Annotated in this window: 8 protein-coding genes; 3 read left to right on the forward strand and 5 right to left on the reverse strand. The window is 41.5% G+C overall.

What is annotated here, in order from left to right:
- Nucleotides 1–156 precede the first annotated feature (156 nt).
- The gene (locus G8759_RS08325) at nt 157–2,613 is read left to right on the forward strand and encodes a glutaminase family protein (RefSeq protein ID WP_232074177.1); all 2,457 of its coding nucleotides are present in this window, start codon (nt 157–159) and stop codon (nt 2,611–2,613) included.
- A gap of 279 nt (nt 2,614–2,892) precedes the next feature.
- On the opposite strand, the gene G8759_RS08330 is transcribed toward G8759_RS08325, so the two are convergent.
- Nucleotides 2,893–3,543, reverse strand: a complete 651-nt coding sequence (locus G8759_RS08330; protein WP_167206913.1) for an oxidoreductase — start codon at nt 3,541–3,543, stop codon at nt 2,893–2,895.
- A gap of 73 nt (nt 3,544–3,616) precedes the next feature.
- Here G8759_RS08330 and G8759_RS08335 point away from each other — a divergent pair, with 73 nt between their 5' ends.
- Complete coding sequence (locus G8759_RS08335) at nt 3,617–5,785, forward strand: TonB-dependent receptor plug domain-containing protein (RefSeq protein WP_232074178.1); 2,169 nt, start codon at nt 3,617–3,619, stop codon at nt 5,783–5,785.
- A 56-nt stretch (nt 5,786–5,841) separates the two neighbouring features.
- Nucleotides 5,842–6,096 carry a hypothetical protein gene (locus tag G8759_RS35810; RefSeq protein ID WP_232074179.1) on the forward strand — a complete coding sequence of 85 codons (255 nt, stop codon included), beginning with the start codon at nt 5,842–5,844 and terminating at the stop codon, nt 6,094–6,096.
- Between the two features lie 128 nt (nt 6,097–6,224).
- On the opposite strand, the gene G8759_RS08340 is transcribed toward G8759_RS35810, so the two are convergent.
- From G8759_RS08340 to G8759_RS08355, 4 genes are all read right to left on the reverse strand, one after another.
- Nucleotides 6,225–7,235, reverse strand: a complete 1,011-nt coding sequence (locus G8759_RS08340) for a glycosyltransferase (protein WP_167206915.1) — start codon at nt 7,233–7,235, stop codon at nt 6,225–6,227.
- Nucleotides 7,235–8,137, reverse strand: coding sequence for a glycosyltransferase (locus G8759_RS08345; protein WP_167206917.1), 903 nt, complete (start codon nt 8,135–8,137; stop codon nt 7,235–7,237). Before G8759_RS08345 ends, G8759_RS08340 begins: the two co-directional genes overlap by 1 nt.
- 915 nt (nt 8,138–9,052) lie before the next feature.
- The gene (locus G8759_RS08350; protein WP_167206919.1) at nt 9,053–10,492 is read right to left on the reverse strand and encodes a serine hydrolase; all 1,440 of its coding nucleotides are present in this window, start codon (nt 10,490–10,492) and stop codon (nt 9,053–9,055) included.
- A gap of 299 nt (nt 10,493–10,791) precedes the next feature.
- Complete coding sequence (locus G8759_RS08355; RefSeq protein WP_167206921.1) at nt 10,792–11,943, reverse strand: acyltransferase family protein; 1,152 nt, start codon at nt 11,941–11,943, stop codon at nt 10,792–10,794.
- Nucleotides 11,944–11,951: the final 8 nt, after the last annotated feature.

The raw sequence follows: 11,951 nt of genomic DNA on the forward strand, positions 1-11,951 counted from the left end.
AATGATATCGCCCGGCTTTATAGTTTTATAAGCGATATGTTAAAATTAATTAAATGCATATTGAAATAGTTAAAAAATATGTTCTATAGATGCAGTAGATTCGGAATAGGTTTTTTATTTAAGAGCCAGTACTTAACCGTAATTATTATTTTATTTATGACCATTCTGACTGGGTATGCTCAATCAGGTAGTACGACCAAACCTGCCCTCAACCCGCCGGCAACCCCATTGTTGACCATTGATCCTTATTCGAGTGTATGGTCATTTAGTAACCAGCTTAACGGCGATGCAACTCGCCACTGGACAGGGCAACCGCAGCAATTAAATGGGTTGATTCGCGTTGATGGACGAACGTTTCGATTCATGGGTAATCCATCCTTTGCTGGTGAAACGATCGTTCCGTCTGCACAACGCCAGACTTATCAGGCTCGTTATGTGACCGATAAGCCAGCCTCCGAAAGCTGGACTAGCCCCGATTTCGATGATAGCCAATGGGCTACAGGAGAAGCTACGTTTGGAAGCCGGGATGGCGATCATACCAAATGGACAACCAATGATATTTATATCCGGCGAACTGTCACGCTGGATCAGGTACCTGATGGCCCGCTTGTCGTTGATGCTATTCAGAACGATAATTATGAGTTGTTCATCAATGGCGAACGGATGACCAAGGTGAGCGGTGTTTCGCCAATCTATCGGCTGACACCGACTAATCGCAAAGCGTCGGAGGTGTTGCGGAAAGGTCGGAATGTAATCGCTTTCCATAGTCAGAATTTGTCGGGTCCAGGTTTTGTCGATCTGGGGCTTGTTGAAGAGCGGATTCTGAACTATAAACCGGCCACACAAACCGGTCGACGGACAACGGCAACACAGTCTGAATACACTTTCTCGGTGGAGGGTGTTGAGCTAACGGTTACGTTCATGGCTCCTTTGCTCATGGATAATCTGGACGTCTTATCGAGACCTGTTCAGTATGTTAGCTACAGTGTACGATCGACCGATGGTAAGCAGCACGATGTACAGGTATATACTGATGCTTCGTCTGAACTTGCCGTTAATTCGCCTGATCAACTCGTAACCTGGCGCCGTGGTAAAGCCGGAAAGTTGGATTACATGCGTGTCGGTACAGCCGATCAGAAAATTTTGGGTAGGAAGGGCGATGATGTGCGGATCGACTGGGGGTATTTATATATCGCATCGACGACCGAGCCAGGCACGAATCGACGGATCGGGTCATTGGCCAGTGCATTGAACCAGTTTGAGCGCGAGGGACGTGTAACGGATATGCATGAACGCATGCCCCGCACCGTAAGCGATAGCCTGCCCGTTCTGGCCACCAGCATGGAATTGGGAAAAGTCGATAATAAACCAGTGGAGCGGCATTTGCTGATTGGGTATGATGATATTCAATCTGTGGAGTACTTCGGCAAACCGCTGAATGCCTGGTGGCGCCGATACACAAATGGGAACACATCCATTGAGCAAGCGCTACAGGATGCTGAAGTCGATTATACTAAATTAAAAAAGCAATGTGACGCGTTCGATAAGCAACTGTATGCTGATGCCTTGAAAGCAGGTGGCGCAGCCTATGCCGAGTTGTGTATTGTTGCCTATCGGCAGGCAATTGCAGCCCATAAACTGGTTGCTGGGCCAAACGGAGAAGCCTTCTTTTTCTCGAAAGAAAATTTCTCGAATGGCTCAATTGGCACTGTAGACGTAACCTATCCTTCAGCCCCGCTCTTTCTGATATATAACCCGCTATTATTGAAAGGGATGATGGAACCCATTTTTCAGTACTCTGAAAGCGGGAAATGGACCAAGCCCTTTGCTGCCCATGACGTTGGGACCTATCCGTTGGCGAATGGGCAAACATATGGTGAAGACATGCCGGTTGAAGAGTGCGGAAATATGTTGATTCTGACAGCAGCTATTGCCGCTGTCGAAGGGAATGCTACGTATGCCCGACAGCATTGGAAAACGCTGACAACCTGGACCGACTACCTGATTAAAGACGGTTTCGATCCGGCCAATCAACTCTGCACTGACGATTTTGCCGGCCATATTGCCCGCAACGCAAATCTATCGGTAAAAGCCATCATGGGCATTGCCAGTTATGGTTATCTGGCAGGTCGTCTGGGCGATAAAGCCCGTGAAAAGGAGTATATCGAGATGGCGCGCGACCTGGCCCGCAAGTGGATGAAACTCGCTGATAACGGGGATCACTATACCCTTACTTTTGAAAACGAAGGCACCTGGAGCCAGAAGTACAATCTGGTATGGGATAAACTGCTAAAACTGGACATTTTTCCTAAAGAAGTATCCCAGAAAGAAATTGCCTATTATCTAACAAAACAGCAACCATTTGGTCTACCTCTGGACAGCCGTAGAACATACACCAAATCAGACTGGATTATATGGACAGCTACACTGGCCGACCGCCCGGCCGATTTCGACGCGCTGATTGCACCTGTATTGCGGTTTGTGAACGAAAGCCCCGACCGGATTCCACTAAGCGACTGGCATGAAACCACCGATGGGAAGCATGTTGGTTTTCGGGCACGATCGGTTGTTGGCGGCTATTACATCAAAATGCTGGCAGAGAAACTAAAGTAAATAAGCGTTAATTCATTTTTTGTATATACAAGCACGAGATTTAAAAAAATACTAAAGTTACAGCGATGAATTAGTCAGCTTCACTAGCAATCAGGGAGGGCTGATTTGCGGGCACCTGTTTTTAGGATAAATTCGGATAAACTGAGCTAGTTGCCGAAAAAGAAAATTCAATGTTCGTTTCGTAATTGCTTAAGATTCCTGATCAATTTTTAAAGTTAACATGTTGAAAAATGGTCTCAGGCGCGTTGTGTTCAAACACTACGTTTTTGATCCCATTGGTCAATACATCTGTAACTGATCCGATTCAAATACATGTTTGCCTATCAACCCCTGTTGCATGGTAGTCAGCATGGCATTCGCGACTTTAGATGCTTCAACCCCTTTATATTTTGCTGGAATAAGAGGAGAAAACAACCGCATGGCACCTTCGGCCAGCCGTTCACCTAACCGATTTCCTCCCCGGTTTCCGAGGAGGAGGGAAGGTCGAAAAATCAATAATGACGGATAGTTCAGCGCTGTAAGATCGCGTTCTACTTCCCCTTTAACCCGATTATAAAAAAACGTTGAATTTGCATCGGCACCCATAGCAGTAACAATAGCGAATTGCTGAGCACCAGCAGCCAGACCTAATCGGGCAATATCCATTGGATACTGGTAATCAACTTTTCGAAAAACCTCCTTTGAACCTGCCTTTTTCATCGTTGTACCCAGGCAGCAGAAGATATCGTCGGCTTGGGTCAGTAGGCCATTGGGGTAGTCGAAATCGAATTGAACCTCCTGTAAGCGAGGGTGCTGCCAGTTTAACGACTTTCGCACCAGAACTTTAACTTTTTCATAGAGGGGAGAATCGACCAGTCGATGAGTAAGCAGGTCGCCGATAAGCCCCGTAGCACCAAGGACTATAGCTGTTTTAGGAGTAGGTGCAGTCATGTCAAAGAGGATATTTTTGCTAATTTAGTCGCTCATTGAGCAGTTGGAGATACTTAATGAAAAAACCTATTTTATGCACCACACCATCCATCGAACAACCATTCTTAGTCTGCTAACGGCGATTGGTTTACTATCGGCATTTCGCTTTATAAACAACGATGACTTTATAAAACAATTATTAGTTAAATTCCAGACTTATAACCAACAACGACCTCTCGAAAAAGTATATATCCATACAGACCGTGCTATTTATCTCACCGGTGAAACGATCTGGATGAAAGGCTATATTTTCGATGGGAATACTCACGGTATTGATACCATCAGTCGGGTGCTTTATGTGGATTTAGTCGATCCGTATGCCCGGCGTATTCGCCTTCGATCACAACTTCGGGCCACAACAAGTTATGCGCCTGGTCAGCTTGCTTTACCTGATTCGTTAGCGGCTGGAACATATCTGCTTCAGGCCTATACAAACTACATGCGCAACTTCCCGGAAGCTTATTACTTTACCAAAACACTGACGATTCTGCGGACGGATGGCGCAACTACAAAGCCTGCAAGTGCAGTAATAGTTAAGTCAAATCGACTGGATGTACAGTTTTTGCCCGAAGGAGGCCAATTGGTTGAGGGTTTAGAAGCAAGGGTAGCGTTTAAAGCGGTTAATGCATCGGGACATAACCAGACAGTTGAAGGGTTTGTGCTGAACGCAAAGAAAGATACGGTCACGGGTCTTTCCAGCACACATTTGGGTATGGGCTTTTTTACCCTTACTCCTGAAGTCGGCCAGACTTATACGGGATTCGTCAAACAGGCCGACGGATCGCTGGAGCCCTATCCATTACCAATTGTTCAGCCGCAGGGGGTGATCATGCAGGTAGATAATCTGAGTAATAAGGATCACATTCGGGTGTATCTGCGTCACAACAAAACCAGTGCTGACCCTGCGGCCATGATGACGCTTCTGGCTCAGACGCGCGGACGGGTGATTCAGGTTGCCAAAGTGCCTTTATCGAAAAAAGGCTCGCTGGTACAGCTACCTAAAGTTGATTTTCCCGAAGGAATCACCCAACTCACGCTTTTCGATGAAACAAATAAACCAGCCTGTGAGCGACTTGTCTTCGTTACAAAAAATGAGCAAATCAATATCGGTCTGTCGACCGACAAAGCATCCTATAAAAACCGCGAGAAAGTTGAGTTGACCATCTCTACAACGGATCCAGCAGGTAAGCCTGTGGCTGCTAATCTATCATTGGCCGCTCTTGACGCCCGACAGGCACCTGAAGTCGACTCGAATAGCGCCAGTATAGTATCGCATCTGTTGCTTTCATCGGACCTGACGGGTACGATTGAACAACCAGGTTACTACTTCAACTCCATCCATAAAGATCGCTGGCAGCAACTGGACTTGCTCCTGATGACGCAGGGATGGCGACGCTTTACCTGGACCGAAGTGCTGGGTGATACGATTCAGCCCGTTAAATACCATGTTGAACGCGGGTTATCGCTCACAGGTCGGGTGCTCCGGCCCAATCAGAAAGGAATTGCCAGTAAAGTGAAGTTGACGTTTGTCTTGTCCAGGCGTGATAGCACACGCGACTTTCTGACTGGCGATAGCGATGAGTCGGGTCATTTCGGCGCTTATGACCTTGATTTTACAGACACAACAACAGTATTGATTCAGGGTGTTAAGGGCAAAGCAAACCGTGATCTGGCTATTTCGCTCGATCAGTTACTGACTCCAACCGTTACCATCACACGCATACCGTATAATCCCCTTGAATTTAGGTCTGATGAATTGGCCGAATTCATTAGACGTACCAAAGAATATCAGGAAATAGAGCGGCAAATTCGCCGGAATGGAGAGGTATTGCTCCAATCTGTTACGGTAAAGGCGAAGAAGTTTCAGGAACATGACTCCCGAACGATTTATGGCACACCCGATGCCAGCATCAAATTCGATCAGATGAATACAGCTGGCCGAATGACCATTCTGGATGTGATTCAGGGGCGAATTGCGGGTGTGCAGGTAATTGGCAACGGTCTGAGTGCACGGGTACAGATTCGGGGGGCGGCTAATTTTAGTGGACCCGTTGAACCCTTGTTTGTACTGGACGGTATGCCTATGGATTTGCAGGCTGTGCTTGGTGTATCGGTGCAGGACGTTGATCGCATCGATGTGTTAAAGGGACCGTCGGCTGCTATTTATGGCTCTCGGGGGGCGGTGGTGTTATTTCTATTCTGACCAAACGGGGCGCTCCCGATTATGATCTAACGAAGGATGTACCGCCCGGAACGCTTTTGGCTAAATTGCCCGGTTATGCGCCCGTGAGGGAGTTCTATGCACCAAGGTACGATACTAAAAAGCCAGAACATGTCAGACCTGATTATCGCACGACTCTTTTGTGGGCACCGCTCATTCAGACGAATGCCGAAGGTAAAGCAACCGTATCATTTTATACGTCCGATGCTAAAACCAGACTCCGTTTACGGGCCGAAGGCGTAACAACGAGCGGTATGCCGGGTGTGGGGCAGCAAGTAATACAAACACAGTAAACCATCTGAACCGTAAATAGCTGACTAGTGCTAAATAATTATGAATTTATCGGAAAAATTATAGTATCAGATTACAGGATAAATTAGATCTATAGTCTGATACTATATTAAAGAATTGTTATAAATTATTAAACTACAAAGTATCGCCGAAACACTGATACTTTTCGAAAAGTATCAACCATCTCATTGTGGTTTTTATAGATCTTTAATCTAGCCTTTAGCCATATTATTTTTAAATCAATTGCATTGGTATCCGATGCGCTAAGTACTAGTATTGTTTTTTTTGCTATGGTAAAAAGTAAATAAAACCCACGAAGTGAAAAATTTACTAGTAACATCAGCCTAAAGACAATTAAATTATTTGTGTTTATGGTCAGGTGAATTTTATAAGGCTCTAATACGATATATGCAAGAGCATTTTCATTTAGAAGCTCTACATAATAATTCCAGGTGGTACGGACTTTTGGAATAAAGTGCTTAAATTGAAGACGATTATCATAGTAAATGGAATAACCAGCCAGGGCGATTGCATAGCATAATTCCATGTCTCCTCCAGTGCTAAGTTTGGTTCCTTTTCGATCAGTAAGTGAGAATTCGAATCCAGCCAGGCGAAGTGTTTCATAGGCTGATTTACGAATAATACACCCTGCACCATATATTCCATACGAACGTACCATTCGTGATCTGTATACCTGAGTTCCGCCTGCATGAATTGGATAGTTAATAGTCCATGCAGGTGGGGGGATTTCGTATATTAAATTGCCATGACCGCCCAGTACGCCAATAATTGGATGGCTCTCCATAATTTTATAGGCAGTGCTAACATAATCATTGTCTAACCAGTTATCATCGTCGCACATGAGTATATACTCATATTGTGCCTCGCTAAACCCCATATCTCGAGCATAGCTTAAGCCCTTTATTGACTGATGTAAAACACGAAAAGGTATGGTACATTCATGCAAACTCCATAATTCTTCTGCTATACGAGCTGAACCATCAGTAGAAGCATTGTCAATAAGAAGCACTTCCCAATTTACGTCAGAAGGTACATTTTGTTGGGCAATGTGACGCAAGGTTGGCTCCAAACGGCTTGCCCCGTTATAGGTACAGATAACAATTGATACGCCGTTTTGCATTAATAATTAAGTAATAGTCTACTATATAAATAGGCAGCTTTTAAATATAAAAGCATATCTTGATGCAAATGAAGACATCCTTTTATTTGTGCGTAAACAATCTGTTTATCACGCGATTTTACCCATTCATGATTAGCCCTACCTAGATAGGAATGAGCGTATTTTTTTAACGAGTTTCTTTTAACCTCGTAACGTTCACTTTCAGGTAAATACTGTTGAATTGTCTCAATAACCCATAACAAATCGCGCAAATTTTGGCCTGTTTGTAATGATTGAGTAGAAATAGAGGTCGAGTGAAGGCGATAGGCTGCTAAAACGTTTGGTGTATACGCTATTGGATATTTATGAGCAATACGTGTCCACATTTCCCAATCTTCACCATAGGTTACACCATAAAACCCACCTAATTGCTCATAGACCTCTCGTTTAACCGTTATACTACAATACTGTATTCGTTGTGCAATGGCTAAGCGCATTAGCCAATTACTTAGAATACCATTGTTCGAAGCCTCTTCGTCTGTGGGTTTGATTAGATGGCCATTTTCATCTAAGTGATTGTGTCTGCAAAAAGCAGCTCCAATCTCAGGATAGCTATCAAATAATGAAGCTATTGCATTGTAGTATCCGTTATAAACTTTATCGTCGCCATGCAATAAATGGATTAACTGGCCACGTGACCGGTTTAGACAAGTCTCAAAATTACGAAGGCTCCCAACGTTATGAGGTTGCCGAAAATAGGTAATTCTTCCTTGACCAATTTCAGCCACCAATGAAGCAATATCGCCATCAGTGCTAGCATCATCAATAACTTCGATCTGCATTTGGGATGGCCCCATATCTTGCATTAGTACACTAGTTAATGTTTCTTTTAAGTAGTGTGCGCAATTATAAACGGGGATCATAACCGACCAGAGTACCCTTTTTTCGGCTACCGAGACTGGATTTATAGGAGGAGGTTCTAGAGGTATACGGTTCAAGACTAGTGTGGATGTTACTGTTAATGCCAATAATATCTCTATATTCTATAGAATCACTGCCAATAAGTTTATGCTTACAGACAGTAAATTTTGATACCTATTGATAAACAGAGATTTTCCAACATAACCAGCTTCCAGACTGCCGAAGTTAGTATGTAGAAGTGGTTGTAAATTTATTAATAAATATTATAATAACTTACACCATAGAATATAACTTAAATGCAAGTTTTATGCAGAGCCTTAAAGTTGTTTCTCAGCACCCCTGGAAGGGCAGATTGTCATTACTTTTTAAGAGATGGACAATAGAGAAGCTCCTATAACAAATAGCTTTTCTGATCCTGATGAGCCTGCATCTTTCGGAGAATTCTGTCCAACACTTCGACTGTCCGAACAATAGTGGGCCCTTTATTCAACATCACGCATTCTGCGAGGTGGCCCATAGATCCATTCATAATCTCCGTTTAGGAGAAAGTGGCCCTAGTTTAGCTATCCTTCTAACACTTGCGTTGCCCAGATGAGTAGCCTGTGAGCTGCTTCACTCAGCTACGCAATTTCCTCTGTACTTCGGCTAGTTACTCAAACAGCATTCAACAGCCAGACCACCCCGAGCCAGCATGATTCAAAGTGTGGTTATATTTGTTGATCGTTTTTCTTTACCGGTATTCGATTAAGTCCGTCAAGTTGGGCTTAGATGGCTACCCGTTTAGACATCGGTTAGTGGGTATTGGCGTGAGTGAAGACAGATTTATTGGTGTAAGGTCAGATTCTTAAAACTTGGCTCTGCAGATACAGAAACCGATATGACGTCCACTTCATTACTGACTAATTCAACGATCAATATTATTTATGTTCCTCGATCTCTTTTAATTTATTTTTCGCTTCTTCGTAGCCTGGATAGATTGTAAGTGCTTTTTTGTAATAGGCTATAGCATCGGCTTTTCTGTTCAATGCCAAATAAATATTTCCCATTGTTACCATAACTAAATCTCGATTAGAAAATTCTGCTACATTATTCTCTCCAATGATTCTTGCATCTTCATATCGTTTCAGTGTTTGTAATTGTTCTGCCAGGAAATTCATAGAGATCCAGTCAATATAATATCGAGCAGTATCTGCTTTCATTCGCTTATACTCCTCAATTGCTTTTATTACGCCTTGCTCAGCTATTAATTTCTCTATAACTTTATGTATTGGTTTTTTTATATGAACAGGCTTGTTATACAACACCTTGGCTAAATTACCAGTAATTCCAAAAAAATCGGTTGGAGAACTATTGCATAGAACAATTATTAAACTATTTGTAGAAGGAATTCGAACTATAAACGATAAAAAACCTTCGGTCATTCCTAAGTGAAAATTTGAAAATACGCTATCAGTGGTCGTGTATTTAAACTGTTTATTGAACCAGCCATAGCCATATTGGGCTGGCCTAATGCCGGGGGTGAACATTTCTGCTGTAAGTTGTTTGTTGAGCAAAGTATTGTTACTAAGTGCTATATGGAATCTGAAAATATCCTCAACAGTAGAATATAAATCTCCTGTTCCCATAGTATTTGATTGATCACGAAAATCTGAACTAGTATAACCTCCAAAACTATAATCATAGCCTGTAGCTCTTTTATTGACAACTTGCGTATGGAAATAAGAACCTGAACTGTTCATGCCAGTTTTATTGAAAATATCTTCTTTCACTAATTGTGAATATGATTTGCCGGTAACTCTTTCCATAATATAGCCGAGTGTAAAATATCCCCAGCTACTGTAGGCGTATCTTGTTCCTGGTTCAAAGGCCAAAGGCGAATCCATATATACTTTCACATATTCTTCTCTGGAAAAATTTTGTCGACTAATCTTTGGGAAAAAATCCTTTATTATATCATAATTTGGAATTCCTGATGTATGGCTAAGCAATTGCCTGATTGTGACTTTTGCAGCTGGCTTATTGGAAAATTCGGGAAGATAATCTAAAATTGCTTTATCTAATTTAATTAAGCCTTTCTGGACCTGAATGAGCATTAGTGTAGCGGTAAACGACTTTGAGATAGAACCAATCATAAATTTGGTCTCGGTAGTGTTAGGGATGTCCCACTCTCTATTGGCTAATCCAAAAGCAGCTTTATAAATGACCTTGCCATTCTCAGCAACTAAAACACTTCCGTCAAACATATTATAATTGTGATAGGCTCTCATTATTTCATTTAGTTTATCTTTCTTGCTTTGTGCTGGACTTGAATTTATTATCAAGGAAAACAGACCCACAAAAATTAAATACGATTTCATATAGTTATAGATTATAAGGTTGTGGCTAAACTGCATTATTAGTTACTTATTGTTTTTGTTGCTTGCTATAAGAACGGTATTCATTGTAGGATCAGATCACTCGCATGTTAACTAAACAATAACAATTTACCGGGATGATACTATATTCTCATAGTCTTTGAATTAGATCGCCTGTGCGATTACTTCGAGGTACAACACATTATAAATTTAACAAATACTTACTCGGGAATCTATGAAAAAAGAATGAAAGTAATAGATGCGAGAAAACCTGGATCTATTAATGTAAAATGTTAGGTAGTTTATATCCTGACTTTTAAATAGGAAAAATTTATAGAGATCGATCTTTCTTTAAGAGATAGAAATGGTTTCTCGATTAGATACCAGCTTAATACTGAAAAGATAAAAATTATTGAAAAGGAAACTATAAAATTTCCTGTCATGCTTAATTGCTGGCCAATGTACAATAATACAAGCTGTTGGATTGGCCAACCATATAAGTAAAAGCCATATGAAAAGTCGCCGTATTTTGCGAACGTGTAGAATTTTATTTTTTTAGAAAATGCAATGTAAAATAGTATGTAAGATCCGAAAAATGGCTGAACTAACTCAAAATAACCTAACCATCTTGCGCTGATAAGGAGAAGAAATAATGAACTTAAGAATAAGAGAATCGAGCGAGGTATATAGTTTCGATAAAAATAAAAGAATGATCCTGACAAGAAAAATGATAAAAAATGTTCCAGATTCAGGATAGTCATGAATTTTTGTGATGGGAAATAGGGGATAAGATGAGGACTAACGATTCCACTAATATTATATAATTCGTATGTTTTGTAATGTAAAATATTAACTATCAGGATAAAAATATATACTATCAGTAAGGCAAATTTATTTTTGTAAATATTAAGGAATGCCAAAAGAATTATCAATAAATAACACTTGAATTCATATGGGATTGTCCATATTGACGCATTGATCACATTTGGTCTTGGTGCCCCTGTTAATGTTTCTGGTAAAACAGGATACCTTAACAAGAGGATATTGTGTATCAGTTCGCGAACATTAATATGAGCCCAATACATTCTGATATTTTGAAATGGTTGAATTGGTATGCCATTTCCCAAAGGGGCAAAAACAAAAGCACAGAGTAAACAAACAACTATGAATCCCGGATAAATTCGTAAAACTCTCTTTTTTATAAAGGTAAGATAATCTGGATTTTGATCCCAACTTTGTAAAACAAGAAATCCACTAATGATAAAAAAGAAGTTAAGCGCCACCGTGCCAAACCCTACTTGCTTTTCTGAAAATACCCAAAGTGGCTCCGTATAATTGGCCGTGCCATAGTATAGCACATAAGCATGACTGAAGACTACTGTTACCGCCAGAATAAACCTAAAAAAATCCAGGTTATTCTTTCGATCTGTACTTTCAGTGTATAAAAGCTTCATAGTAAACT

Origin of the sequence: Spirosoma aureum (assembly GCF_011604685.1) — a bacterium.
In the GTDB taxonomy this organism is placed as follows: domain Bacteria; phylum Bacteroidota; class Bacteroidia; order Cytophagales; family Spirosomataceae; genus Spirosoma; species Spirosoma aureum.

Coding starts and splice junctions, on each gene's coding strand:
- G8759_RS08335 (WP_232074178.1), top strand. CDS start 3,617: ATGCACCACACCATCCATCGAACAACCATTCTTAGTCTGCTAACGGCG.
- G8759_RS08355 (WP_167206921.1), bottom strand. CDS start 11,943: ATGAAGCTTTTATACACTGAAAGTACAGATCGAAAGAATAACCTGGAT.
- G8759_RS08345 (WP_167206917.1), bottom strand. CDS start 8,137: ATGATCCCCGTTTATAATTGCGCACACTACTTAAAAGAAACATTAACT.
- G8759_RS08330 (WP_167206913.1), bottom strand. CDS start 3,543: ATGACTGCACCTACTCCTAAAACAGCTATAGTCCTTGGTGCTACGGGG.
- G8759_RS08325 (WP_232074177.1), top strand. CDS start 157: ATGACCATTCTGACTGGGTATGCTCAATCAGGTAGTACGACCAAACCT.
- G8759_RS08350 (WP_167206919.1), bottom strand. CDS start 10,492: ATGAAATCGTATTTAATTTTTGTGGGTCTGTTTTCCTTGATAATAAAT.
- G8759_RS08340 (WP_167206915.1), bottom strand. CDS start 7,235: ATGCAAAACGGCGTATCAATTGTTATCTGTACCTATAACGGGGCAAGC.